This is a genomic window from Cellvibrio fontiphilus, from assembly GCF_042646205.1.
In the GTDB taxonomy this organism is placed as follows: domain Bacteria; phylum Pseudomonadota; class Gammaproteobacteria; order Pseudomonadales; family Cellvibrionaceae; genus Cellvibrio; species Cellvibrio fontiphilus_A.
Genome location: NZ_JBHRTF010000002.1, coordinates 380,627 through 406,231 on the forward strand (window position 1 = coordinate 380,627; position 25,605 = coordinate 406,231).

The window sequence follows — 25,605 nt, forward strand, 5'->3', positions numbered from 1 at the left end:
TTAAAGTCCATGCTGTTTCCGTGTGCACCGCATAAATCCTGTGCGATCATCATGTTAGCAGCGGTTATTACCTTTTTACTAGAAGTTTGTCACAAACACTATGGCCTTGTTACCTATCCTTGAATTTCCCGACCCGCGCCTGCGCACTGTCGCCAAACCCGTCACAGAAGTGGACGATAATATCCGCAAACTGGTCGAAGACATGTTTGAAACCATGTACGACGCGCCCGGTATTGGCTTGGCTGCATCGCAAGTTAATGTGCATAAACGCGTAGTAGTTATAGACGTCAGCGAGGACAAATCCCAGCCGCTGGTATTTATTAACCCCGAGATTGAAGTGCTCGATCCGGAGTTGAGCGAATACGACGAAGGTTGCCTCTCAGTGCCCGGCTTTTATGAAACCGTGGTGCGCCCCAATCATATCCGCGTCAAGGCATTGGATCGCAACGGCAAACCCTTTGAAATAGAACCTCAGGGCTTGCTCGCTGTGTGCATCCAACACGAGTTGGATCATTTGAACGGCAAGTTGTTTGTGGATCACATCTCGCCCTTCAAACGCAGCCGTATTCGCTCCAAACTGGAAAAGAAACACAAGGCAGAAGCGCGTTAAGGCGCTTGCGGCTTTAACAAGGCGCTTTGTGGCGCCTTTTTTATTGGCCGGGCGTTATAGCGCACCACCGAATCAGATAAAGGTTTTTGCATGAGCCAAGGTTTACGCATCGTTTTTGCCGGCACACCCGAGTTTGCCGCCGAGCATTTAAAAGCACTACTGGGCAGTCGCCATCAAGTCATCGCGGTTTACTCCCAGCCGGATCGCCCCGCCGGACGCGGTAAAAAGCTCAGCGCCAGCCCGGTCAAAGAAGTCGCCCTCGCCCATGATATTCCGGTGTATCAGCCGCTCAACTTCAAAAGCCCCGAAGCCATCGCCGAACTGGCGTCACTGGATGCCGACCTGATGGTAGTGGTCGCCTATGGTCTAATCCTGCCCAAAGCCGTACTCGAGACACCGCGCCTTGGCTGCATTAACGTGCATGCTTCCATACTGCCACGCTGGCGCGGCGCGGCGCCCATCCAACGGGCGATAGAAGCGGGCGACAGCGAAACCGGCGTCACCATTATGCAAATGGATGTTGGCTTGGATACGGGCGATATGCTGATCAAAGCATTTTGCCCCATTTTAGCCGACGATACCGCCGCAACCCTGCACGATAAGCTCATCACTATTGGCACGCCAGCACTGCTGCAAGCGCTTGATGGCATACAAACTGGCAGCATCACCCATGAGCCACAAGACGACAGCCTGAGCAACTACGCTCCCAAACTCACTAAAGAAGAAGCAGCGCTGAATTGGCAACTTTCAGCCGCAGAACTGGAACGCAAAGTGCGCGCGTTCAACCCCTTTCCGGTCGCGCATACCAAACTGGCGGGGGCGGCAGATAACCAGCGCATTCGGGTATGGGCCGCCACGACCTCAGACTCTACTAATACAGCGACACCGGGAGTGATCACTCGCATTGATGAGCGCGGCCTCTGGGTTGCCTGCGCCCAAGGCCAGTTGGTACTGGAGCAATTACAGCTACCGGGCAAAAAGGCGCTAAAGGTGGATGAAATACTGCGCGGCCACCCGGATCTTTTCAGGGTAGGTCAGCAGCTGGAGCAACCCGCATGTTAAGGGTGCGCGCCGCCGCGACCCAGGTGATCGCACAAATCCTGCAAGCCAAAGGCTCGCTTTCCAGCCTGTTACCGGCGATTTCACTGAAAATCGCCGAGAATGACCGCGCCTTACTGCAAGAACTGTGTTTTGGCACCTGTCGCTACTACCCCCAGCTACAGGCCTATACCGAATGCCTGCTAGACAAACCCCTCCGCGCCAAAGACAGCGATGTGCAAGCCTTATTGCTGCTCGGCCTGTACCAACTGCTGCACACCCGCATCCCCGATCACGCCGCTATTGGCGAAACGGTGGAAGTCACACGGGCGATTAACAAACCCTGGGCAACCAAGCTGGTCAATGGGGTATTGCGCAGTTTTCAGCGTGATCACCGCAAAATAGACGAACTTCTCGCGCAAAATAGTGCTTTTCAAACCAATCATCCGGCGTGGATGCAGGCCATGCTAGCCAAATGCTGGCCCGAACAGCTGGAGCAGCTGATCGCCGCCAATAACCAGCACCCGCCGTTTAGCCTGCGCTTGAACATCCAAAAAATCAGCCGCGATGCCTATTTGCAGCTATTACAGGCACAAGGCATAGCGGCCAAAGCCACCACTTTCAGCCCCTACGGCATTACGCTTGAGCAGGCCTGCGACCCACGCCAACTGCCACATTTTGCCGAGGGCTGGCTCAGCGTGCAGGACGAAGCCGCACAGTTAAGCGCCGATTTGCTGGAGTTAGCACCCAACTTAAGGGTTTTGGATGCCTGCAGCGCACCCGGCGGTAAAACCGGCCACCTGCTGGAGCGTGAGCCCAGCCTGCAGGTTACAGCGCTGGATGCCGATGAGCGCCGCCTGACGCGGGTGCGCGAGAACCTGAATCGCCTGGGCGTGAGCGCAAAAGTGATCTGCGGCGATGGCACCCAGCCCAACACTTGGTGGGACGGCGAACAGTTTGATCGCATCCTGCTGGATGCGCCCTGTTCCGCCACCGGCATAGTGCGCCGCCACCCCGACATTAAAGTGCTGCGCACCCCCGAGGAGCTGGACAAACTCGGCGAGCTACAACAGCTACTCCTCAAAAACCTCTGGCCACTGCTCAAGCCAGGCGGCGTGTTGCTTTACGCCACCTGTTCGGTGATGCCCAAAGAAAATACCCGCGTAGTGGAGGCGTTTTTAGCGCGCCAGCAGGATGCCCACTGCGACTCGCTCGAGGCCGACTGGGGCATAAGCCAGCCCTGTGGCCGCCAGCTGCTGCCACAAGTAAACGGCCACGATGGTTTTTATTATGCACGGCTGCGCAAAAGCCTCTAGGCTTGGCAAAAGCCTTATCCAGCCCGATAGCGACCCAGGACTTTTATGAAAATCATTATTCTCGGCGCCGGCCAGGTCGGCGGTAGCCTGGCGGAACATTTGGCCAGCGAATCCAATGACATCACCGTGGTGGATACCGACGAAGCGCGCCTGCGCGAACTGCGCGACCGCTTGGATATCAGCGTGATTACCGGCGAAGCCTCACACCCCGATGTACTTGAACAAGCCGGCCTTGAAGATGCCGATATGCTGGTGGCAGTTACCAGCGACGACGAAATCAACATGACCGCTTGTACCGTCGCCGAACACTTGTTTCACACCCCCACCAAAATCGCGCGGGTGCGCGCCACCGCCTACCTCACCCATCGCCAACTGTTTGATAACAAAGCGATTCCGATTGACGTACTCATCAGCCCCGAACAGCTGGTATCGGAATATATTTTCCGTTTGATTGAACAGCCGGGCGCCCTGCAGGTGTTGGATTTCGCCGGCGGCAAGGTTCAGCTGGTGGCAGTAAAGGCCTACCACGGCGGGCCACTGGTCGGTCAGGAGTTGCGCTTTTTGCGCGAGCACATGCCCTCGGTGGATACGCGCGTCGCCGCAATTTATCGCCGCAACCGCGCCATAGTGCCCACTGGTACCACCGTGATTGAAGCGGACGACGAGGTGTTTTTTATCGCCGCCAAAGCCGATATTCGCGCGGTCATGAGCGAGCTGCGCCGCCTGGAAGTGGCTTACAAACGCGTCACCATCGCTGGCGGCGGCAACATTGGCCTGCGCCTCGCCAAAATGCTGGAAGGCCGCTACAACGTGCGGGTGATTGAATTTAACAAGCAGCGCTGTATTCGCCTGTCGGAACAGTTGGAGCGGGCGATTGTGATTCAGGGCAGCGCCTCGGACAAAGACCTGCTGCTGGAAGAAAGCATTGAGGATACCGATGTCTTCCTCGCACTCACCAATGACGACGAGGCCAATATCATGTCCTCCATGCTCGCCAAACGCCTGGGCGCGCGCAAGGTAATGACACTCATCAATAACCCCGCCTATGTGGATGTAGTACAAGGTGGCGATATAGACATCGCCATTTCACCGCAAACCACCACCATTGGCAGCCTGCTCACCCACGTGCGCCGTGGCGATATAGTGAATGTTCACTCACTGCGGCGCGGCGCGGCGGAAGCGATAGAAATCATCGCCCACGGTGACGCCAAATCCTCCAAGGTGGTGGGCAAGGCGCTGGAAGACATAGACCTGCCCGAGGGCGCCAACATTGGCGCGATTGTGCGCCAGGGGCCGGACGGCGATGAAGTGGTGATCGCCCACGACGATGTAGTGGTGCAATCCGGCGACCATGTGATTGTGTTTTTGCTGCAAAAGAAACATATCCGCGACGTGGAAAAACTCTTCCAGGTTGGTTTCAGTTTCTTCTAACTCTACCCAAACCCATTAATTCATAAGGAGCCCACACCATGACCGCCATCAAAACCCAACTCCTCGTACTCGGCAGTGGCCCCGGCGGTTACTCCGCCGCCTTTCGCGCTGCGGATCTCGGCCTGGATGTCACCCTGGTAGAGCGCTACCCGAGCCTCGGCGGGGTCTGTTTGAACGTGGGCTGCATTCCTTCCAAGGCACTGCTGCACGTCGCTGAAGTGATTAACGAGACCAAACACGCCGACAGCCTCGGGCTCAGTATCGGCTCGGTCAGCCACGACCTGGACAAGGTTCGCGCCTACAAGGATTCGGTCGTGAGCAAGCTGGTTTCCGGTGTGGGCGCCATGGCCAAGGGGCGTAAGGTACGGGTGGTGGAGGGCTACGGCAGCTTTACCAGCGCCAATCAATTGCAAGTCGTAAAGGGCGATGAAACCACGCTGATCGATTTCGAACAGGCCATCATCGCTGCCGGTTCACGCAGCGTGAAACTGCCGTTTATCCCCGAAGATCCGCGCATTTTCGACTCAACCGGCGCCCTTGAGCTGCGCTCGGTGCCAGCGCGCCTGCTGGTCATTGGCGGCGGTATTATCGGCCTGGAAATGGCCACCGTGTATGAAGCCCTGGGCAGTAAAGTGACGGTGGTAGAGTTTGCCGACCAACTGGTGCCCGCTGCCGATAAAGACCTGGTGGCGGTCTACAGCAAATACAACAAAGACAAGTTTGAAGTACTGCTCTCCACCAAAGTGGAAGCGGTAACCGCCAAACCCGAAGCTATTGAAGTGGCCTTCAGCGGCGCCAACGCCCCGGCTGAAGCGCGCCAATTTGATGCAGTTCTGGTCGCCGTAGGCCGGGTGCCCAACGGCAAGCTGATCGGTGCCGACAAAGCCGGCGTGCATGTCGACGAACGCGGTTTTATCCCCACCAACCAATACCTGCAAACCAACGTGCCGCACATCTACGCGATTGGCGACATTATTGGCCAGCCCATGCTCGCCCATAAAGCCACCCACGAAGGTCACGCCGCCGCCGAAGGTGTCGCCGGCCACCCACATGCATTTGCGCCCATGGCCATACCCTCTATCGCCTATACCAACCCCGAAATCGCCTGGGTTGGCCTGACCGAAAAAGAAGCCAAACAAAAAGGGCTGGATTACAAAACCGCCGTATTCCCCTGGAGCGCCAGCGGCCGCGCCATCGCCTCAGACCGCAGCGAAGGCAAAACCAAGCTGATTTATGACGCCAAAACGGACCGCCTGCTCGGCGCCGGATTAGTGGGAGTACATGCGGGGGAATTGTTGGGCGAACTGACGCTGGCGCTGGAATTTGGCGCGAGCGTGGAAGATATCGCCCTCACCATCCACGCTCATCCGACTCTACACGAGTCCGTCGGTTTGGCGGCGGAATTGGGTGCCGGCACGATTACCGATTTGCCCAACCCCAAGGCGAGTTTGAAAAAGTAAACCGCGCAAAAAATCAAAAGGCCGATTAGCAAAGCTAGTCGGCCTTTTATGTCACAACAACCGCACTAGTTTACCGCTACAGGCTGCCCCGCTTTTGCAGGTAAACATCGGTCTAGAAATGTATCCATCGCACGGAAAGTATCCATACGATTTTTTTCGTTCGACAAATAATGATCTTCACTCGGCAACTCTAAAAAGGTCACCTCTTTGTTGGCTTTTTGTAGCGCATCGCGCATTTGGTAGCTGTGTTTAATTTCAACCTGACGATCATCCGTACCGTGAATTAGCAACACAGGCGCTTTGATTTTATCGGCAAAATTAACCGGTGAAATTGCCTTAAGCGTTGAATTATCATTACCGATCTGCTCGTCAATCGCGTTGTAACTCAACCAAAAAGCACGACGATCTTTAACCAAGTCATACACATTGCTCACACCATTAACACTAATGGCGCAGCGATAAAAATCTGGCGTTTTCACCACCCCCATCAAGGCAGCATAACCACCATAACTTCCGCCCACTATGCCAATCGCATTGGGGTCAGCAATGCCATCGGCAATTAATTTACGTGCGCCATCTTCAATATCATTCTGCATTTCCTTGCCCCAGCTTTTAAAGCCAGCATTTCTATGCTCTATACCATGACCATCAGAGCCGCGGAAATTCATTTGCAATACGGCATAACCTTTATTGGCAAAAAATTGTGCCCAGTAATCAAACACACCAGTGTCTCGCGCATGGGGGCCACCATGCGGAAACATTAAGGTTGGAAGATTTTTTGCTGATTTATCGTTTGGCAGCGTTAAAAAGGCTTCGATTTTCACACCATCTCGCGCTAGGTATTCAATTCGCTCAGTTTTGCTAAGTAGTTCAGGCAATAGCTTTTTATAGCCATAAGCTACTGCATCCAGTTTTAACGGATTCATGCTGCCCAGATAATAAGTACCGGAGTCAGTACTGTTAGAAGAAAATACTAAAAACTTATTTAAATCGTTAGTCATGGAATAAATATAATTGCGATGCCCGGGAATAGCTTTATCTATTTTTGCCTGTAGATTCTGCATATTCTTGTCAAAGAAACGCGTCCCTCCATCTGCTGATGCACCGACACCAATGACCTCACCCGTTACCGGTGAAAATACTAAATTCCCTTTTACATCATAATGTGGGTCGGACAATACAAGTTCACGCTTCAATGCAGGATCTTTCAAATTCACTTTAAAAATAGCCTGGCGTGATTGATGGTAGGCGCGAATATAAAATTCATTGGGGTCTTTACCAAACCCCAAAGGATCTACCTGTGCGTCAGAAAATATTTTGTAAGTCCACAACGCTTGCCATTTTTTTGAATCCAGATCGTAAACCATGATGGAGACCTGATCGCCTTCGACTTTGGTGCCCACCCGAACACGATGCTGCTGATCAGTCATCCAATCACCGATATTGGATTTGTGGGAATGATAGATGGTTGCGCGCTGATTCTTGATATTAACTTTGTAAACCACCAATCCGCTCATGAACCCAATATCCATACCTGGAAACGCCATCAATAGATGATCCGGGTCATCATATAAACTATCAACCACCCAATCGCGTACCGACGGAGTGATCTTGTAACGCTGCAGGAATTTTTTGCTAATTGGCTGACTCACTTTTTCTGATTCAGTATCAATCAATAGCAAATCATGGTCGCGCGTTTTAAAACGCACAGCACTCATACCAATCCAGGTATCTCGCTCAGAGGGTGTAAAGGTAGAAACCATTAAGGTTGTATCGTCTTTCCAGCCAATCCATTTAAAAAAGAATTTAGAATTATCCGTAAACAATACAATTTTGCTTTTTTGGGTTGCCATGTCCATTACTTGCACGGCAACACCTTGTGTATCGCCAACGCTCACGCGAACGGTGGAGGCTAGTTTTTTGCCGGAGGGCGATAAAACCAAATTGCTGACATCGGGTAATTGAGCAAAATCCTCAGTGGTCAGTTTTGAAATAGCAAAGCAAGTCGCTGAGAAGACAAGTGATATAAAACAAAAAAATGAAAGGAGAATATTGTGGTGTGGTTTGCGAAAGATTTTCATAGCCATTCCTTTTTACCTTGGCGGTTATTTTTTGAGATGAAATCACGCTCAAATGAGGCACTGTTCCAAATGCGCAGATGAAATTAATCTACTTATAGTCAATCAGCAAGTATTTATTTCAGGCAAAAAAATACCCGGCAAGCCGGGCATTTTTATCAATGAAATTTGAATTAAATAACCATAATCCCATCCGCCTCAATCAGCGAGGCACGCGGTAATTGGTTGATGCCGATAGCGGCGCGAGCGGGGTAGGGCTGCTGGAAGTATTGACCCATCACTTCATTCACAATCGGGAAATTGGCGAGGTCGGTGAGGTAGATGTTGAGTTTCACCACGTCTTTCAAACTACCACCGGCGGCTTCACACACGGCTTGCAGGTTTTTAAACACCTGATGCGCCTGCACCGCAAAATCGCCCTCCACTAATTGCATGGTTTTAGGGTCAAGCGGAATCTGGCCAGAGAGGTAGACGGTGTTATTTACCTTTACCGCTTGTGAATAGGTGCCTATAGCGGCGGGAGCGTTATCGCTGTGGATAATGGCTTTATTGGTCATGGGAAAACCTTATGGTGGATGATTAATTCTTGGCGCGATTCACGCGAATCACAAAACTCAGGGTGCGTATGCGGCGCATGATATTGGCGAGGTGAATACGGTTGTGCACGCCGATGCACAAATGGATAACGCTGTTGTGGGCGTCGCGCTCATGCACGTTGATGTGTTCAATGCTGGCGCCCTGTTCGGTAATGCGGGTGGCGAGGGTGGCGATAATGCCGCGCTCGCTTTCCACTTCAACGCGCACATCCACCAAAAACTCACCGCTGACATTAGCCGCCCAATTCACCTGGCTGATTTTGTCGGGGTAGTTGCGGATTTCAGCAATATTGCGGCAGGTGTCCTGATGGATCACCAAGCCTTTGCCGGAACTGATATGGCCGATGATCGGGTCGCCGGGAATGGGGCGACAGCAGCGCGCAAAGCTGATCATCATGCCTTCGGCGGAGTCGATGGTAATGGCTGAATTGAGGCTGCCGCTGCGCGGTTTTAATTCGGCATCCGGCTGCAATAATTTCACCAGCGGGTAGACCAGCTTGTTGCCGAGGCCAATCTCCTCAAAAAGTTTCTCCATACTTTCCAGCTGGGCGCCGGCGAGCAGTTTGTGTTGCAGCTCCTCGGGCAAATGCTCCAGATCCAACTGGATTTCACCCAAGGCGCGACTGAGCATGCGCTTGCCCAGGGTCACAGATTGGTGATGGCGCTGGTGTTTTAAGTAGTGGCGAATCGCTGAGCGCGCCTTGGCCGACACCGCAAAATTCAACCAACTGGGGTTGGGCTGGGCGCCCTGGGCGGTGATGATCGCCACTTTTTGGCCGGATTGCAGCGGCTGTGACAGTGGCGCCATACGGTCGTTGATGCGGCAGGCAACGCAGGTGTTACCAATATCCGTGTGCACGGCGTAGGCAAAATCGACGGGGGTGGCGCCGGTGGGCAACTCCACAATCTTGCCCTTGGGCGTAAAGACATACACCTCGTCCGGGAAGAGGTCGATCTTTACGTTTTCAATAAATTCGAGGGAGTTACCCGCATTTTTTTGCATTTCCAACAGGCCTTGCACCCACTGGCGCGCGCGGCTGTGGCTGGCGTTGACCGGCTCATCGCTGTTGGACTTATAAAGGAAATGGGCGGCAATGCCACTATTGGCCATTTCATCCATTTCCTTGGTGCGGATTTGCACTTCAATCGGCACGCCGTGCATGCCCACCAGCACCGTGTGCAGCGATTGGTAGCCGTTGGTTTTGGGGATGGCGATGTAATCCTTGAACTCGCCGGCAACCGGTTTATAGAGGTTGTGCACCACGCCCAACACGCGATAACAGGTGTCCACCGAATCCACAATAATGCGGAAGGCGTAGACATCCATAATCTCTTTGAAGAACTTTTTCTTCTGACGCATCTTTTCGTAGATGCTAAACAGGTGTTTTTCCCGCCCTATGACAATCGAGGTAATGTTCTCTTTGGCCAAGCGCTTTTCAAACGAGGTCTGGATTTGCTCCACCAGCTCTTTGCGGTTGCCGCGTGCGGTTTTGAGCGCAGCTTGCAGGCGCGTGGCGCGCAGCGGGTGCATACAGAAGAAGCTGCGATCTTCCAGCTCCAGACGCACTTCGTTCATGCCCAGGCGATGGGCAATGGGCGCATAGATCTCCAGGGTTTCTTTGGCGATACGGCGTTTTTTATCCGGCGGCATAGCGCCGAGGGTGCGCATGTTGTGCAAGCGGTCGGCGAGTTTGACCAGAATCACCCGCAGGTCATTGGCCATCGCCAACGCCATTTTCTGGAAGTTTTCGGCCTGCTTTTCGGCGTGGGATTCAAACTCGATTTGGGTCAGCTTGGAAACGCCATCGACCAAGTCCGCCACCGCATCGCCAAACTGGCCGGCAATGGCTTTTTTGCTGATACCCGTGTCTTCAATCACATCGTGCAACATGGCGGCCATCAGGCTTTGATGATCCATGTGCATGGTCGCCAGAATATCGGCAACCGCGAGGGGGTGGGTGATGTAGGCTTCGCCGCTGCGACGTTTTTGGCCGTCGTGGGCTTGTTCGGCGTAGAAGTAGGCGCGCTTCACCAAATTGATTTGGGAAGGTTCCAGATAAGACGATAGCCGGTGGCTTAAGGCCTCTATGGTTTGCACGCCCTTCTCCAGACAGGATTGCCGCTCAGGGGTAGAGCGGCGACTGGCACAATCAATACTTAGATGTCGTTCTCGTACACACGTTCTGGCTTAGGTTGTGGCAGTGTGTCTTTTTCCAACAGGATGCTGGCATCCACAAAACCTTCTTCGATCTCGCGCAGGGCGATCACGGTAGGCTTGTCGTTTTCTGGCGCAACGTGGGGCTCTTTGCCACCAATGGCCAATTGACGCGCGCGCTTGCTGCCAACCATAACCAGTTCAAAACGGTTATCAACGTGATCCAAACAATCTTCAACGGTAATACGTGCCATAACTTTGTGTGCTCTATCAAAACGCTGGGTAAACGCAGCTGGGCTGCAGTCCGGTCGGCTATTATGCGTCAGCGGTGGTGACTATGCCAACCGCGGCTGGGCAAAATTACATCAATACTAGGCCAATAGCTCCCTTAGCAACTGGCTATGGCGCTCGGTTTGGCGCGCCAGGCGTATGTGCTGACTGGTCACCAACGCCTGAAACTGCGCCAGCGCGAGCGTGAAATCGTCATTGATAATTAAATAATCCGCCTCAGGGTAGTGCGACATTTCACTGATCGCCTCGCTCATGCGCGCCTCTATCACACTTTCATCATCTTGCCCGCGACCAGTTAAACGTTGGCGTAAACAGGCGAGTGAGGGCGGGAGAATAAACAAGCTGACGGTATCCGGCAGCAACTTGCGCACCTGACGCGCGCCCTGCCAATCAATTTCCAGAATGACATCTATGCCTGCGTTAAGTGTATCCACCACCCATTTTTGGGAAGTGCCATAGAGGTTGCTAAATACCCGCGCATGCTCCAGAAACTCGCCGCGCTCCAGCATGGCTTCAAAGGTAGCGTGATCGACAAAGTGATAGTTCACACCATCCACCTCTCCCGGGCGCATAGGGCGTGTGGTGTGGGATACCGACACACAGACTTCCGGATTGGATTTCACCAGTGCGCTCACCAAACTGGTTTTGCCCGCACCCGAGGGCGCGGAAACGGTATAAAGCGTGCCGAGGTTGGCCATAAGAGAACCTGTTAACAGTAGGTAAATAGGAAGCTAAAACGATAGGGCAAATTATGGCACAGGCCGGCAGGAAAGCGCGCCGCGTGAACACTCCTAAGCCGCAACTGTGGCATAGTAAGCACTCCCGCCATTCATTTCCGCAGGCGCTCTATGCTACGTCAATTACTGTCCATCACCCAAACTGCAGAACGCTTGCGGGTACGCCCCGAGTACATTCATGCCCTGGTTGCCAAAAAACGCCTGGAATTTATTCACGGCGAGCAATTGGATGCCGCACAGGTAGAGCGACTTGCACTGCTCATGGACAAATTGCGCAAAAATGGCATAGCTACATTAGTGGAGATTTGTGCGCAAGATCATCCAACCGGATAATTCTCATCGATATTACATTTCGATGACACTAGAATACGTCTCTTGGATTTAGTGATCAGGAGAGGCCGACTGCAATGCAGGAATCAAATGTTTCATCTAATCAAATAAATCGATTCACCCAAACTTTGGTCATTCTCTGCGCGCTCGCGCTCGCCTACCTTCTTGTGAAAAAAGACAAACCAGCGCCACAATTTCATCATGTCAATTTTGGTAACGAGGCCCAACTTGTGAGCGTTACGCCGCACACACCCAGGCTGGTTACAGGTCAAACTATCCGATTTTCAGTACAGTGGAAATTCTCGTCGCCACTGCCTGAATCACATCTCATTGCTTATCATGTTCGCAACCAACAGCATCAACTCACACCATTAGATACCCGCACCATTCAAGCATCTGGTTTGGCGTACAGCCATACGCCACCACAAGGAATTATCTTTGAGGATCATTTGAGCATACCTACAACAGCAGATATGCCTGAAGGCATATATGAAGTGGTTACATTTATTTATCCCATCGGGGACTATCCACTCAATCCGACACTGGGCTCTGCAATTTACAATGCTCAAAGAGTATTGTTTAACGTGGAAATAACCAAATAATCAATATGGAAAATTCTGGAAAAAATTATCCAATAACACCTATTTTATCTATTTCCACAGTTGTGATTGCTGGGCTGATACTAAGTCAAATAGTAGCGCTTATTGCAAACACAAGTGAAGCTAATCAGTTTAGCTTTTATTGTATCGTTGCCGTTTTTTACCCTCTGGCATTTTGGTGTTTTGGAATACAGTTTCAGCCGACTATTTTCATATTCAACGCTTGTCACTCCCTCAAAAAGCTATCGATAAATAGCGTAATTTATTTGGGATTAACAATACTATTGTCAAAACATAGCTTTGCTTACAATTTCTCTGATTTAAAAACCTACACAGGGCCATTATTTTTTTTATTTGCATATAACTACTGCATACTGGCAAGTATTATTGAAAAGCTAATACCTGCCTTTACGATCAAAATCTTATTCTATTTATTTATTACACTGGCAGGACTTTACTGGCTACCTTATTTCTTAAAACCAATCCCTTTCCTATACCTGTTTTTTTTACTCGGTTTAAAAGGAATAAGGCCGACATTCCTAACAAAAAATACACTGCATATTAGAAACGAAATACTGATAGCCTTGTTTTTTTTAGCGCTCATCATTAACTACTTTGGCTCATCAATAATACTCATAGCAGGAGAAGGCAGCTGGTGGCGCTATTTGTTAGCTGTGATTGCTTCAACATTTATTTCTATCCTCCTCAAAACATCATTGGCAAACTTAATAGGCCATTGGTGGATGGATTGGGTTAGCTGGATCAGTGCATCAAAGCGGAAAGAAGAATTCAAAATCTTCTTAGACAAGAGCTCCCAACGACCAATCACCGGAAGAGTGTTGAAAGCCTCATTAGTTGTTATCTCTATTGCAGCTACATTTATTCTTTCAACTTTCATAAACTTAATCTTTTTTGAACTACCGCTACGCGATTGGAATGTTCAAACAACCACCATGTGGTATGAACAGTCCATTTCTTTTGCAAGCATTGGCATTTTTTTAATTGCGGCTATTTATTATTTATTGCGTATTTTTCTTAGCCGCAGCGCCAGCCTTGTAATATTATTTTTACCGATGTTATTGCTCGCGATAACAAACCAATTAAAAATTAATTTTTTAAATTCCCCTTTGCTGCCGAATGACTTTTATCTCATCAACCAAGCATTAGGGTCATTGGGATTTATTGTGGGGCAAGGCACTGCTCTTGGCATCCTCCTCTTATCGCTTTGCGCAGCGATAAGCATGCTAATTTTCTTCATTCGCCACTGGAGAAAGTTTGTAAATAAAAATAAAGGGGCCGCAGCCAGGGGAATGATTTCCGCTCTTCTACTCATTATTTTCATATATAGCCCAGCGCAATTAGTCAGCAGTGAAAAAATGCCCAATATCTGGGAATTGTCAGATGCACTTCAACTATACCAATACACTGGTTTCTTTGGTGGATTCATATACAACCACAAAAACTTTAAAGTCACTAAACCCGGTGGTTTTGAACCCGGTTCGATAGCAAGACTTACAACGGAATTAGCGTTAGCTGATGATTTGAAGAAAGCGAAAAAAAGTGATGCCGCAAAACCTCATGTAATTGTTATACAGTCTGAAGCCTACTGGGATCCAGGACTGCTCAGCCCGGGTTTATACCCAGAAGGTTCGCCGGGCAAGCTGGAATCCATCTGCGAAGCTAAAATAAATAACACACACTTTTGTGCAACGGGTTATCTTTCCGTACCATCATTTGGTGGCATTACTGCGAATGCGGAATATGAAGTGTTAACCGGGATTGCAATCAGTTTATTTCCTTCTGGCGCTGTTCCCTTCAATCACTTTATTCAAAAGAAACAACCCAGCATTACCTGGCGTTTTCGCCAGGCTGGATATAAAACGGTGGGATTACACCCCCACGAAGGATGGTTTTGGAATCGCAACAACGTCTATCCTAGATTAGGATTCCAATATTTTTACGATATTGAATACTTTGCTGATGCGGATAAAAATGGACTGTATGTATCAGATGATGCTATCAATCAGGCGATTGTAAAAAATATTACAGAGGCAAGCGAACCAATTTTTTTATTCTCTGTTTCCATGGCCAATCATGCGCCGTTTAATGATGACCGTTATGAAAAACTCAGCCCGGTTAAGATTAACTGGGACGCTGTACCTAATTTGTCGCCTGAAGAGTATAAGACACTTGCTACATTCTCTATTGGCGTAAGGGAGAGCAGGCGTGCCTTACAGGAATTGATTGCCAATTACAGCTCACCAAAATCGCCCCCGGTAATTATTCTTTTTTATGGTGATCATCTACCAATTCTTGGGGGAGATTTCCGAATTTATGAAGAGACAGGGTACAAACCTTCAGGTGAATCAATCCACTACAGGGAAATGTTTTCCACTCCTTATTTAATTTGGAGCAATCAGGAATTACATACCACTAATTGGCCACATTTCATTTCCGCACCTCTGCTAGGACAACAGCTAGCCAGCGCAGCTGGCTTGGGCAAGCCAATTTTGGAATCGCTATTAAATGAGCTTCAAACTGCACCTGGATTCAGGCACCCTCCTTATTCCATATTACAGCAGGGCAATCAGTTACCCGATCCTTCGGCTCGCCAGGAAAAGTTGCTTCAGCTTTACAGGCACCTTTTCTTCGATACTATTTTAGCTGATCAGCAGTACTTACATTATTTTGGTGTTGAAACGTTACACAGCCAACCGCAAAAGACATCAAATTAAATCTGAATTATTTCTGCGCAGGTAATAGCTGCTCGCGCACCTCATAATAAGCCTGCTCGGAAATTTTTTGGTAATCACCAGCATCCTCCATAAAGGCTTTGTAGGATTCATAGACCTTTTTGAATTGCGGGTCTTTGGCGGCTTGCTCAACGTATACTTGCTGCGTGATTTTATAAAAATGCTGCAACACTTCATCCGGCAATTTACGGATTTGCACACCCTGTTTATCCACCAATTCTTTTAACGCGCGGCTATTGTTAGCGGTATAGCTGTCAAACATATCCTGACTCATGGCGCGCGCAGCGTAAGTCACAATCGCCTGTAAATCCGCAGGTAAACTTTCAAAAGCTGTTTTGTTGATAATCAACTCCATGGATGGCCCCGGCTCGTGCCAACCAGGGTAGTAGTAATATTTGGCAATTTGCTGGAAACCAAAGGCCAAATCATTTTCCGGCCCAACCCATTCGGCCGCATCGATCACGCCGGTTTGCAAGGAAGTGTAGAGTTCACCGCCCGGGATATTCACTGAAGTGCCGCCAGCTAAATTAAACACTTCACCGGCCAAACCGGGAATGCGCATTTTCAAGCCGCGTAAATCCGCGACGGAATTTATTTCGCGATTAAACCAGCCCGCCATTTGTACGCCGGTATTGCCGGCAGGAAAGGGAATTAAATTAAAGGGCGCATAGATTTCCCGCCATAATTCCAAACCGCCGCCGTGGTTGATCCAGCCATACAATTCCTGCGCATTCATACCAAAAGGTACAGAGGTAAAAAATTGTGCGGCTGGCACCTTACCGCGCCAGAAATAACTGCCTGAATGGCCCATCTCGACACTGCCGGATGAGACCGCATCAAACACCCCCATTGCCGGCACTAACTCATTGGCGCCATAGACATGGATTTGCAAACGCCCACCTGACATTTCCTTGATGACTCGCGCTAAATTTTCAGCGCCCACCCCCAAACCGGGGGTATTTTTGGGCCAGGATGTCACCATTTTCCAATGATAAGTTTGTGCGGAAACAACAGATGAATTCTGTTCACCGGCGACTGATGGCTCAACAGATTTTTTTGGTTTGGATTTTTCCAATACCAATGCGGCAAATACAGCCACCAAAGCAGCCAGCAATATAACGACAACCAGCGGATACCAATTTATTGTTTTTGTGTTCATAAACTCTTCGCTTTGTTGAATTAAAAAGATTAAAGCCCCGTGAGCTTCGCATACTGCATCACCAGGCGCTTAATACCGGCTTCGGCGAATTTAATTTGAATCACCGCGTTGGGGCCGGAGCCTTCGAATTGCAAAATTACGCCTTCGCCAAACATAGGGTGGCTGACGCGCTGGCCGAGGCGGAAGCCGGTGCTTTCGCCGGTGTCGTACATGGGTTGGCGTTTGCTGGTTTGGGTGAGCGGGCGATTCAAGCTGACCGGACGGGTAACGGCGGTTTTTAAGCGCACTTCCTCAATACAGTCTTCGGGAATTTCTTTTACAAAACGGGACACCGCATTAAAGGTTTCATTGCCATACAAGCGACGGGTTTCAGCATAGCTGATAAATAATTTTTCCATCGCGCGGGTGATACCCACGTAGCAGAGACGGCGCTCCTCCTCCAAACGATCCGGGTCGTCCGCCGACATTTTGTGGGGGAATAAGCCCTCCTCTACGCCCGCCAAAAACACCAGCGGAAATTCCAAACCTTTGGCCGAGTGCAGCGTCATTAATTGCACTGCATCTTCAAATTCATCGGCTTGGGTTTCACCGGCATCGAGTGCGGCGGTATCCAAAAATTGTTGCAGCGGCGAGAGCTCTTCGTTTTCTTCTTCGGCTTCAAAGGCGCGGCAGGCGGTAATTAATTCCTGCAAGTTTTCGCCGCGCGCCTGACCTTTTTCGCCTTTTTCATTTTGATGGAATAGCAGCAGACCCGTATCTTCTATCACCATTTTAGCGATGCTATCCAAACCCGGCGTATCGCCCCGTACATCAATTGCACTGGCATCCTGGGCGAGTTTTTCAATGAGGTTTAAAAAGGATTGCACCGCATTACCGGCGCGTGCCGTGAGCACTTTTTTGGCGAGCATTTGCTCCGCCGCTGACCAGAGCGAACAGCCCTGCTCGCGCGCAAACAGGCGAATGTCGTCCACTGTTTTGCCGCCAATACCGCGTGTTGGGGTATTGATAACCCGCTCAAAACCGGCGTCGTCGTGACGATTGCTAATCAAGCGCATATAGGCGATGGCGTTTTTAATTTCCAGGCGATCATAAAAGCGCTGGCCGCCGTAAATGCGGTAGGGAATGGCCTCGCGCAGCAGCGCCTCTTCCAACACCCGCGACTGGGCGTTGGAGCGGTACAAAATCGCCATGCTTTTTTTCGGGTTGCCTTTGCGTGCCCAATCCTGAATTCGCTCGACAATAAAACGCGCTTCGTCCTGTTCGTTGTAGGCGGCGTAGAGGGAAATAGGATCGCCCTTGTCGCCTTGCGTCCACAGCTCTTTACCGAGGCGGCCGTAGTTGTGTTTGATCACCGCGTTGGCGGCTTTGAGAATATTGCCGGTGGAACGGTAATTTTGTTCGAGGCGATAAATGTGGGTGTCGGCAAAATCCTGCGAGAAGCGCTGGATATTTTCGATTTTGGCGCCGCGCCAACCGTAAATGGATTGATCGTCATCGCCCACCGCCGTCACGCATGATTCTTTACCCGCCAGCATACGCAACCAGGCGTATTGCACTGAGTTGGTGTCCTGGAATTCGTCCACCAAAATAAACGGGAAGCGCTGGCGATAGTGCTCAAGGATGTGCGGTTTGTTGAGCCAGAGTTCGTGGGCGCGCAGCAGGATTTCGGCAAAATCCACCATGCCACCGCGCTGGCAATCCTCTTCATAGGCGCGATAAATCTGCAGCATGGTGCGCACAAAGGGGTCGGCGGTTTCCTGAATATGGCGGGAGCGCAGGCCTTCGTCTTTCTGCGCGTTGATATACCACTGCGCCTGTTTGTGCGGCCATTGGTTTTCGTCCAGGTTGAGCGCCTGATAAATGCGCTTGATTAAGCGCAGCTGGTCGTCGCTGTCCAGAATCTGGAAATTTTGCGGCAGGTTGGCGTCCTGCCAGTGGGCTTTGAGCAGGCGATGCGCCAAACCGTGGAAGGTGCCTACCCACATGGCGCGGCTGTTGATGTATTGATTGTTCTGGCTAAAGAGTTCATCCAAACGGCTGCGCATTTCGCGCGCGGCTTTGTTGGTAAAGGTCACCGCCATAATGGAATAGGGCGACATCTGCTCCACCTGGATCAGCCAGGCAATACGGTGTACCAGTACGCGGGTTTTACCACTGCCGGCGCCTGCGAGAATCAGCTGGTTGGTAGCGGGGGCCGAGACGGCTTCGCGCTGTTCGTTGTTGAGGTGATCGAGGAGGAGGGAAACGTCCATAACCTGAGCCAGTTAATGCATGAGAGGGCAATTTTACTGGCTAGATATACATATGACTATCTTTGTTTTAGGCAAATACCGGAATCGCGGTGAGCAGGCACTGTTCACTTGTTGTTGAGCTTCCTGGCTCGCACCAAAAGCACCGCAAGCAGGACAGCAAGCAATAGCATCAAGGGCAGGGATTCAGTGTCGTAGCCGCCAGCTTGGTGGGGCTGGATAACATAAAAACCCGGGTACGGGCTCGCGGGTTTCGCACTTGTCTCAGCCTCGGCAATCCCGGAGGTGGTGGCAACTTCTGCGGCAAAGGAGGCGCCATTGGCCGTTAACAACTCCAACTGCGGCATGGAAAAACAATCCACCTTGCTGTCTTGTTGAGTCCCGTGCGAGCAGTCAGCATAAACCGCATAAACACTGGTGGAACTCAGCGCGATGAAGCTAAACACTGCAAACACGCCAAAACGCCGTAGTGCGATAAAAAACGCCAGAAAATAATGCTGGTGAGTCATGAGCTTGCTCCCGCTGCCGCGCTGTATCAGTGAATGTAGCAGCTCAAACAAGTGACGCAAGTCACATTTTTTTAGCGCCTGGGCTTCAGTTTTTTGCGCGGAATGTGAATTTAGATGCCAAGCTATTGATTTTGTTAGGCCCGCTGCACAAGGCTCCCAAAAAAACCTTATGCCCGGCTATAAGCAAAGGGATACAAAGAAAAAAAAGATCCTGCGAGAGCCAGACGGCATTTATACAAACCAGGGTAACAGCGATAAAAAAACCGCCGTGGGAAGCGGCGGTTTTTGATGGTCCTGCCTTTGATGGCCTTGACTACCGATTTTTTAAATCTGGTTAACACGCGCCCGTGACAAGCCGAGGAATGCCAAACCTATCAGCATCAGCACTATAGATCCGGTATCGGGAACACGGGTTACCGCACCGCGAACGTAGTAGCTGATATGGGAAACCTCCTTGATTTTACTGTCAGGGTTAAAATCAAACTCAGGCTCCCGGAAAGGAGACTCCCATGTACCACTGGAGGCACCATTGGCTGCCAGATAGCCGAGTAGCGTAGTGTCCTTACCGTCCTTGAATACCAGTAGGAGATTGCTGTAGTCATCCCAAATACTGGGGTCTACGGCCCAATTACCACTCTGGCCTGCGTTGCTGCCCATCTCATCCTTGTCTAAAAATACCCAGTCACTGAACCCAAAAAACTGTTCAGCGTTCACCGTCATTGGGTTGGTGTTGAGGAAGTCCTGGGTTGCACTGCTTTTTTCACAATCTACCGTATTGGAAACCAGTGTTAGGCTCGTGGGATGACAATCAACCACTCCCGCCTGTACGCTGCCACACACCAATACCCCCAACAGAGCCACTACCGCAAAAGGTAAAGCCAAAAAGCGATTCCAAGTGTTCATGATGAAAATCCTTCCGTTAGTTGATAAAACGCCAGTCTAATTGTGACCAATCTCACACTTTGGTTTAGCAATTTACGCGCCACGCAAAACACGCGGCTTAACTAATTTTCAACTAATTGAATAACAAGGACTTTTTCTGCCGACTGAAAATAAATGAGTATTTAGGCGACAAATGCGATAGGAAAATCGACGCCATCGAAGGTTGTAAAAATCACCTCGATTAGCATCAAAAAGGATTAAAAAACGTTTTGAGAGAGAAGACCTATAAGCACTTTTGGCTTTAGTACCAAAGCGACTCAAAAAGCTAACATCAGCGATGATCGGCCCCCTGACAGGCTGCGTAGCGGTGAAACGAAACTGTAAAGAACCCCGACACCAGCATCTGCCAGAACTTTTGTTTTTCCACGGATTGGCTTACCAAAAACCGTTGGGCAGCTCGCCTTTGCGCAACAGCGCGGCGATATCCATGCTCAGCGCAACGCCTGCATGCACCAGCACCCCACCCCAAATAGAGCGCGACTGCAAGGCAAGTATGCCGAGGAACAGCCCAAATAATATGGCGCCCGTGGCTTCCAGCCAGAGCTTGGGGAAATGGATCATCAGGTAAGGCACACACATCACCCAAATCGCATTGGCACCCAGTGCCGGGCGCAGGGCATTGAGCATAAAACCGCGGAAAAAGAACTCCAGAAACACAAATTGGCTGATGTACAGCAGCTCCCACAGTAGCAAATCCAGCCAGCTGCGCCCGGCCAGGGAATAAAAAGGGTAATGGTTGACAAAGTCCTCGCCAAAACTAACCAGCACCACAAACACCAAAATGGGCGAAAGCAACAGCAGATAACCACGCCAGTGTTCAGTCACCTGATTCCAGCGCCAGCCGAAATCCAGCATCCGCTCCTTGAATAACAAGCGAATCACCAGCCAGGGGATAAGGATAAACGTCAGCAAGTGACAGCCAGTCCACCAGACATAACCGGCCATTTCCAACCAACCACTCACCTGCAAACGATTCAGGTAATAGCCGCTATCCTGCTGCTGCCACTGCCCAAGGTAAGCCAACAGCGCATGCAAGTTAGTGGAGTAGCGGCCGTAGTTGAGGATCAGCAGGCTGATACAGACAGTCGCCAAGACCACAAACACCCGGCGCAGGGCCGCAGGGCGACTCAGGCGATAGGAGGGCGACTCAGAATCTATGGCATCCAGCGCGCGCAAGATACGGCGCGGGTGTAAGGCGGCTAGTGCCATAAATTGCACTCCTGCGGCCTGATGAACCGCATCTGGTTATTGTTTCTCTGGTTATTGTTTTTTAGCCTTGCGCGCCGCTTGCTGGGCGCGCTCATGCATATCCAAAAATTTAAAAATAACGTCGCGCGCCAGGCGGGTTTCCGAATTGCTCAGGAACACCATGCCGATTTGCAGATCACGGTTGAACACCATCTCGGTGCGAAAGCCTTTTACATGGCCGCCGTGATGTACAAAGTTTTTGTTGCGGCCGTAATCAAATACCCGCCAACCCAAACCATAGGCGGTGTTGCCTACCGCTTTGCGCACGCCGTAATAATTCTGCTCAGGGGTATTTTTGGTGACTCGCGATTGAATAGGGTTAAGCACTGCCAAGGGCAGGGCATCCTGGCGCCGCCCGATTTGCCCGAGCAAAAATTTGGACATATCCACAATACTGGCGTTTACCCCGGCGGCTGGCGCCACCTTATACCAGTTGCCCACCACCGCGGTTGGCACCCAGCGGTTGCCATTGGCAATGTGCGGCGCGGCGCGGTTGGGCGAGGCGTTGTAACTGCCTAATCCATAGGAAGCGGAGCGCATACCCAAAGGCTCAAATACCTTTTTAATGACATAAGACTCAAAACTCATGCCTGACTTTTGTTTGATCATATCCCCGGCGAGGCTGTAAGCCACATTCTGGTAGGCGTAACACTTACCCGGCGGACAGACAAAATTCACATAGCGCAGGCGACTCACCACATCGGCATAGTTCATGTTCTGGTCGATGTAGTGACTGTAGGTGTGACGCGGCAAGCCCGAGGATTGGCTAAGCGCATGGCGCAGGGTCAACTGTTTGCCGTATTTGGCGTTTTTAAAGGCGACCTTGGGCAATACCGATGTGATGGTGCTATCCCAACTCAGGCCACCTTCGTTCACCAGCACACTCGCGGCTGTGGATGCGACCGGTTTGGACAGGGATGCAAGGCGGAAAACCGTATCGGGTGTGACTTTTTCGCGTGTACCCGCCCGGCGCACCCCGTAGCCCTGCAGGGATTTAATCTGCCCGCCCGACACCACCACTATGGCCACACCGGGCACAAAGGGCGCGATTTTCTTGGCTACATAATCCTCAAACTCGGCCACAAACGCTTCTGGATGCCCAACCGGATAGCGCTGCGCTTTGATGGCTGCAGTGGTGATCACAGGGATAGCAGCCACCGGCGGTGCTGCTACAGCGGGCGCCGCGGTTTTTGCCGCAGGCTTGGCTTGGGCTTTAGCCGATGCGGCACTGGTCGCTGCCTTGGCCGATGTCGCCGCCACTTTGGGCGCGGCTGTCTGTCTGGCTGCCGGCGCAACCGGCGATGCCCCGGGTATGGCGGCTATGGAAGCCGCTGTCGATGAAGCTGCCGCTAGCACCTCAGGTTTGGGTGCCAGTTGGCTGGCGGGTTGCACAGCGGCTGCCAGGCTGGAGCTGGCCGATGAGACGGCTACCGCGGCGGCGGGCGCAACTGTCTGGGTAAATTGGGTGGTCTGCAAGCGGTGGGGAGAGGCTTCAGCGGCAGCAGGTGCACTGGAGGCCGCCGTGTCAGCCGACGACTGCTGCTGTTGGAATGGCAGGGCGATAGGCACAGTCACCCGCTTGACCGGCTCTGCCGCCGCACAGGGAGCAAAACACAGCCAGGCTGCAGCTAACAGCGGTAGACCATGGGCGAAACGCAAACTGCCAAAACCGTTTTTTATCGATAACAACATACGCCGTCGGGCAACTCAGATTAGGGTAATCCACATGCAACAACGCCACTCCCCTTGACTCTCACCCTGCCGGCATCGGCCGCAGGTGTGAAGGTACAAGACCTGGAGAGTGGCGTTATCCGTCCTTTGACCTATGCAGTAACTACAAAGTTTTATTGGCAAACACTTATTACCCACCGGGGTATTACAAGGTCTTTATGTACTCAACCAGATCCCAGCGCTGCTCCGCCGTCAGCGGCTCCAACTTTTTGCCATTGACCGCAGGTGCCCGGGCAGTACCGTATTCGTGACCTATGTTCAGGTCGCCGCGTTTATCCGCTTTGAATTCAAAACCGGGATAACCCTCAGCGCGCAGGCCGACTCTCACCGGGTCAAACTCGCGACTGCCCACCATAAATTGCGCTGGGCGGTATTCACCGGTATCGGGATCACCGGGGCGTTTTATCGGCAATAGCAAATCGTAAATGCTGGGCACTGAACCATTGTGTAAATAGGGTGCAGTGGCCCAGATGCCGTTCAGCGCCCGCGCCTTATAGGATAGCAGCGACTGATAGGGTGCCGCGGTGGTATCGGGCAGGTAGTCGCCGGATTTTACACTGGCTTTAATTTCATTATCAAAGAAGGATTTAGCCATCAGGTAGAGCCAGTCCAGGGTGCGGCGCGGCAGCCATTTATCCGGGTCAGGCTCGGTGGCTACTTCACCCATGGTGGCAGCGGTGAGGATTTGCACAACCGGCGCCCTGTCCTTAATCACCAGCGAGCCCACACTTTCACTTTGATAGGTGTTTTTGAAGTTGCCCGAATACCCGGCGTAATTCACGCTGTTTTCCGCCATGGCGCGGTCAGTGCCCACCAGATCAATACTGGACATATTGGCCACCAGAATGCGATCCCAATCGGTGCGATCCACTACCTCGTGGCAGCTTTCGCAGTACTCCGCATAGACTTTGCGGCCGCGGCGCACCTTGGCGTAGTCGATGCGCCACTCGGGCATAGCCTCAAAAATGGCATTGGCTTTTTGCTGCTCGGGGTTGTTGGTGCGCGTTTGGATGCTCGGCCACACCGGTGAAGTCAGGCTTTTCAGGTGCGATTCCAGGCGCGATAAATTCACCAGATCGATGGAGGAGGTGAAATCGATTTGGTAGCTCTTGCTGCTCTGGCCGGTGAGCAGGGAGGAGAGGCTCCAGCCGCGCTTGTGCGCAGTCCAGTCCAGAATGCCGAAAACGCCGATCACCTCGCCGGTGTTGCGCCCCAGTGGCCCCATGCCGGCATTGCTGGCCAAGCCGTTCCATTGCACATAGTCGGATTGCGCTATATCCCACAGGAAGGGGTAACTGACGGGCGCGTTGGGCTCGTTAAAAATCATCGCTTTGACCCGCTCCATATCCTCCAGCCCCAAACCGGGGAAGCCCTCTTCGGTGGACATCAGCCGCTCGATGATTTTGGCGAACTGCAAATCGCCAATAATGGTTTCGCTGATGTTCAGCAGTACTTTGTCCACCTGCGCCAGGGTCAGCAGGTTGGTATCGCCATCGGCTTTGGTGGCACTGAGCAGCACATCGCGCAGCTGGCGGCGACTGATCACATGTTCAAGCACACGGTTGTAAATGCGCCCAAAGGCATCCAGACGGGCATAGCCATACTCAACCTGCGAGTGGTTGATGGTGTTGTAGAGGTTGATTTTGCGCGTCCAGCGTTTCAGGTCGCTTTGCACATCTTCCGCGCGGCTGTAACTGTTGTTGAGCGCCAGCACACTGCTCACAAAACGCTGGTTTTTTTCGCTGTCAGTCAGGGTGCGCATCATGCTTTTTTCCAGCGCGGTGAGGAAACCCACCATATCCGCCATCGCCGGGCCACCGTCGATACGGATCGCTGTGCCCTTGTAATTCACCTGCCCGGTATGACAGGCCGCACAGGTAAAACCTATGTAATCCTTGCCCTTGTAGCCTTCTTTGACGAACCCGACCGGCAGGCCGTCGGGGTTAAAAAAGGTGGGCTTTTGCGGCAGGTAGCGGTATTGATCGATCAGGCTATTGGCGCGGAAGGGCTCGTTGACTTCCGCCTGCTCCAGGGCGATAAAAAAATCGTAGGGAATCAGCGCCGACCCCTGGGTGGTGTTGTAAAACCAGAGGCTATCGTTAGCGCTCCAGCCCTGATCCAGATAAATCGGCGTGGAGTAATTTTCGCCAAAGGCCCCCTTGTCGATGGCGAGTGCACCGCGCGCCGGGTCGTCATCCCACTTTTGGTAGAGCTTGCCAATGGCCAGGGTGATGGCCATAAAAATCCCGACCAGGAGTAGAAGTTTGATCAGCCGGCGCAGGTTTTTGCGGTTAAACAGGTTATGCAGGGCGCTGAGCGTGGTTGAGCCCATGGGTAAACTCCTCTTTGGCGATTGTCCTATCGTTTGTTCAT

21 protein-coding genes are annotated in these 25,605 nt (G+C 51.6%); 9 read left to right on the forward strand and 12 right to left on the reverse strand.

All coding sequences use genetic code 11. The features are described 5' to 3' along the window. Positions 1-100: 100 nt before the first annotated feature. The 5 genes from def to lpdA all read left to right on the forward strand — a co-directional run bounded on the left by def (position 101) and on the right by lpdA (position 5,855). A complete protein-coding gene (gene def, locus ACFODX_RS03485; protein WP_378116107.1) occupies positions 101-610 on the forward strand; it encodes a peptide deformylase in 510 nt (169 codons plus the stop codon). Between the two features lie 90 nt (positions 611-700). Then, the gene (gene fmt / locus ACFODX_RS03490) at positions 701-1,672 is read left to right on the forward strand and encodes a methionyl-tRNA formyltransferase (protein WP_378116109.1); all 972 of its coding nucleotides are present in this window, start codon (positions 701-703) and stop codon (positions 1,670-1,672) included. Further along, entirely contained in the window at positions 1,666-2,964 is a 1,299-nt protein-coding gene (gene rsmB, locus ACFODX_RS03495) for a 16S rRNA (cytosine(967)-C(5))-methyltransferase RsmB (RefSeq protein ID WP_378116111.1), read from the forward strand. Before fmt ends, rsmB begins: the two co-directional genes overlap by 7 nt. Positions 2,965-3,009: 45 nt before the next feature. Beyond that, complete coding sequence (gene trkA / locus ACFODX_RS03500) at positions 3,010-4,395, forward strand: Trk system potassium transporter TrkA (protein ID WP_378116113.1); 1,386 nt, start codon at positions 3,010-3,012, stop codon at positions 4,393-4,395. A gap of 38 nt (positions 4,396-4,433) precedes the next feature. Beyond that, positions 4,434-5,855 carry a dihydrolipoyl dehydrogenase gene (gene lpdA / locus ACFODX_RS03505; protein ID WP_378116115.1) on the forward strand — a complete coding sequence of 474 codons (1,422 nt, stop codon included), beginning with the start codon at positions 4,434-4,436 and terminating at the stop codon, positions 5,853-5,855. Positions 5,856-5,920: 65 nt separating this feature from the next. Here the strand turns inward: lpdA and ACFODX_RS03510 are convergent, their stop codons facing one another. The 5 genes from ACFODX_RS03510 to gmk all read right to left on the reverse strand — a co-directional run bounded on the left by ACFODX_RS03510 (position 5,921) and on the right by gmk (position 11,673). Then, positions 5,921-7,936 carry an alpha/beta hydrolase family protein gene (locus ACFODX_RS03510; protein ID WP_378116117.1) on the reverse strand — a complete coding sequence of 672 codons (2,016 nt, stop codon included), beginning with the start codon at positions 7,934-7,936 and terminating at the stop codon, positions 5,921-5,923. A gap of 170 nt (positions 7,937-8,106) precedes the next feature. Then, a complete protein-coding gene (locus ACFODX_RS03515) occupies positions 8,107-8,490 on the reverse strand; it encodes a RidA family protein (protein ID WP_378116119.1) in 384 nt (127 codons plus the stop codon). Positions 8,491-8,512: 22 nt separating this feature from the next. Next, positions 8,513-10,627, reverse strand: coding sequence for a RelA/SpoT family protein (locus ACFODX_RS03520; protein WP_378116121.1), 2,115 nt, complete (start codon positions 10,625-10,627; stop codon positions 8,513-8,515). A 59-nt stretch (positions 10,628-10,686) separates the two neighbouring features. After that, a complete protein-coding gene (gene rpoZ / locus ACFODX_RS03525; RefSeq protein WP_324257128.1) occupies positions 10,687-10,938 on the reverse strand; it encodes a DNA-directed RNA polymerase subunit omega in 252 nt (83 codons plus the stop codon). 117 nt (positions 10,939-11,055) lie between these two features. Further along, positions 11,056-11,673 (reverse strand): guanylate kinase, encoded by a 618-nt coding sequence (gene gmk, locus ACFODX_RS03530; protein ID WP_378116124.1) that lies wholly within the window; start codon positions 11,671-11,673, stop codon positions 11,056-11,058. Between the two features lie 150 nt (positions 11,674-11,823). On the opposite strand from gmk, the gene ACFODX_RS03535 reads away from it, so the two are divergent. The 3 genes from ACFODX_RS03535 (at position 11,824) to ACFODX_RS03545 (ending at position 15,376) form a co-directional block, all read left to right on the forward strand. Further along, positions 11,824-12,045 carry a hypothetical protein gene (locus ACFODX_RS03535; RefSeq protein ID WP_378116126.1) on the forward strand — a complete coding sequence of 74 codons (222 nt, stop codon included), beginning with the start codon at positions 11,824-11,826 and terminating at the stop codon, positions 12,043-12,045. 74 nt (positions 12,046-12,119) lie between these two features. Then, positions 12,120-12,644, forward strand: coding sequence for a hypothetical protein (locus ACFODX_RS03540; RefSeq protein WP_378116128.1), 525 nt, complete (start codon positions 12,120-12,122; stop codon positions 12,642-12,644). 5 nt (positions 12,645-12,649) lie between these two features. Next, positions 12,650-15,376: an LTA synthase family protein gene (locus ACFODX_RS03545; RefSeq protein WP_378116130.1), complete on the forward strand. Its 2,727-nt coding sequence runs from the start codon at positions 12,650-12,652 to the stop codon at positions 15,374-15,376. Between the two features lie 7 nt (positions 15,377-15,383). On the opposite strand, the gene ACFODX_RS03550 is transcribed toward ACFODX_RS03545, so the two are convergent. The 3 genes from ACFODX_RS03550 to ACFODX_RS03560 all read right to left on the reverse strand — a co-directional run bounded on the left by ACFODX_RS03550 (position 15,384) and on the right by ACFODX_RS03560 (position 19,311). Continuing rightward, positions 15,384-16,553, reverse strand: a complete 1,170-nt coding sequence (locus tag ACFODX_RS03550) for a TRAP transporter substrate-binding protein (RefSeq protein WP_378116132.1) — start codon at positions 16,551-16,553, stop codon at positions 15,384-15,386. 29 nt (positions 16,554-16,582) lie between these two features. Then, positions 16,583-18,805, reverse strand: a complete 2,223-nt coding sequence (gene uvrD, locus ACFODX_RS03555; protein WP_378116133.1) for a DNA helicase II — start codon at positions 18,803-18,805, stop codon at positions 16,583-16,585. A gap of 104 nt (positions 18,806-18,909) precedes the next feature. Next, positions 18,910-19,311 carry a hypothetical protein gene (locus ACFODX_RS03560; protein WP_378116135.1) on the reverse strand — a complete coding sequence of 134 codons (402 nt, stop codon included), beginning with the start codon at positions 19,309-19,311 and terminating at the stop codon, positions 18,910-18,912. Between the two features lie 29 nt (positions 19,312-19,340). Between ACFODX_RS03560 and ACFODX_RS03565 the strand changes: the two genes are divergently transcribed. Further along, positions 19,341-19,649 carry a hypothetical protein gene (locus tag ACFODX_RS03565; RefSeq protein WP_378116137.1) on the forward strand — a complete coding sequence of 103 codons (309 nt, stop codon included), beginning with the start codon at positions 19,341-19,343 and terminating at the stop codon, positions 19,647-19,649. On the opposite strand, the gene ACFODX_RS03570 is transcribed toward ACFODX_RS03565, so the two are convergent. The 4 genes from ACFODX_RS03570 to ACFODX_RS03585 form a co-directional block, all read right to left on the reverse strand. Continuing rightward, on the reverse strand, positions 19,636-20,214 hold the full coding sequence (locus tag ACFODX_RS03570; RefSeq protein WP_378116139.1) for a hypothetical protein: 579 nt from the start codon (positions 20,212-20,214) through the stop codon (positions 19,636-19,638). The two genes, ACFODX_RS03565 and ACFODX_RS03570, sit on opposite strands and share 14 nt — an antisense overlap. A 414-nt stretch (positions 20,215-20,628) precedes the next feature. Then, complete coding sequence (locus ACFODX_RS03575; protein WP_378116141.1) at positions 20,629-21,462, reverse strand: CPBP family intramembrane glutamic endopeptidase; 834 nt, start codon at positions 21,460-21,462, stop codon at positions 20,629-20,631. A gap of 51 nt (positions 21,463-21,513) precedes the next feature. After that, entirely contained in the window at positions 21,514-23,193 is a 1,680-nt protein-coding gene (locus ACFODX_RS03580; RefSeq protein ID WP_378116143.1) for a serine hydrolase domain-containing protein, read from the reverse strand. A gap of 184 nt (positions 23,194-23,377) precedes the next feature. After that, a complete protein-coding gene (locus ACFODX_RS03585) occupies positions 23,378-25,564 on the reverse strand; it encodes a di-heme-cytochrome C peroxidase (protein ID WP_378116145.1) in 2,187 nt (728 codons plus the stop codon). Positions 25,565-25,605 lie beyond the last annotated feature (41 nt).

Excerpts from the sequence above, each read along its gene's own strand:
- ACFODX_RS03585 (WP_378116145.1), bottom strand. The coding sequence starts at position 25,564 with ATGGGCTCAACCACGCTCAGCGCCCTGCATAACCTGTTTAACCGCAAA.
- trkA (WP_378116113.1), top strand. The coding sequence starts at position 3,010 with ATGAAAATCATTATTCTCGGCGCCGGCCAGGTCGGCGGTAGCCTGGCG.
- ACFODX_RS03535 (WP_378116126.1), top strand. The coding sequence starts at position 11,824 with ATGCTACGTCAATTACTGTCCATCACCCAAACTGCAGAACGCTTGCGG.
- gmk (WP_378116124.1), bottom strand. The coding sequence starts at position 11,673 with ATGGCCAACCTCGGCACGCTTTATACCGTTTCCGCGCCCTCGGGTGCG.
- ACFODX_RS03560 (WP_378116135.1), bottom strand. The coding sequence starts at position 19,311 with ATGACTCACCAGCATTATTTTCTGGCGTTTTTTATCGCACTACGGCGT.
- ACFODX_RS03570 (WP_378116139.1), bottom strand. The coding sequence starts at position 20,214 with ATGAACACTTGGAATCGCTTTTTGGCTTTACCTTTTGCGGTAGTGGCT.
- ACFODX_RS03550 (WP_378116132.1), bottom strand. The coding sequence starts at position 16,553 with ATGAACACAAAAACAATAAATTGGTATCCGCTGGTTGTCGTTATATTG.
- ACFODX_RS03540 (WP_378116128.1), top strand. The coding sequence starts at position 12,120 with ATGCAGGAATCAAATGTTTCATCTAATCAAATAAATCGATTCACCCAA.
- rpoZ (WP_324257128.1), bottom strand. The coding sequence starts at position 10,938 with ATGGCACGTATTACCGTTGAAGATTGTTTGGATCACGTTGATAACCGT.
- ACFODX_RS03575 (WP_378116141.1), bottom strand. The coding sequence starts at position 21,462 with ATGGCACTAGCCGCCTTACACCCGCGCCGTATCTTGCGCGCGCTGGAT.
- def (WP_378116107.1), top strand. The coding sequence starts at position 101 with ATGGCCTTGTTACCTATCCTTGAATTTCCCGACCCGCGCCTGCGCACT.
- uvrD (WP_378116133.1), bottom strand. The coding sequence starts at position 18,805 with ATGGACGTTTCCCTCCTCCTCGATCACCTCAACAACGAACAGCGCGAA.
- fmt (WP_378116109.1), top strand. The coding sequence starts at position 701 with ATGAGCCAAGGTTTACGCATCGTTTTTGCCGGCACACCCGAGTTTGCC.
- ACFODX_RS03510 (WP_378116117.1), bottom strand. The coding sequence starts at position 7,936 with ATGAAAATCTTTCGCAAACCACACCACAATATTCTCCTTTCATTTTTT.
- ACFODX_RS03515 (WP_378116119.1), bottom strand. The coding sequence starts at position 8,490 with ATGACCAATAAAGCCATTATCCACAGCGATAACGCTCCCGCCGCTATA.
- rsmB (WP_378116111.1), top strand. The coding sequence starts at position 1,666 with ATGTTAAGGGTGCGCGCCGCCGCGACCCAGGTGATCGCACAAATCCTG.
- lpdA (WP_378116115.1), top strand. The coding sequence starts at position 4,434 with ATGACCGCCATCAAAACCCAACTCCTCGTACTCGGCAGTGGCCCCGGC.
- ACFODX_RS03580 (WP_378116143.1), bottom strand. The coding sequence starts at position 23,193 with ATGTTGTTATCGATAAAAAACGGTTTTGGCAGTTTGCGTTTCGCCCAT.
- ACFODX_RS03545 (WP_378116130.1), top strand. The coding sequence starts at position 12,650 with ATGGAAAATTCTGGAAAAAATTATCCAATAACACCTATTTTATCTATT.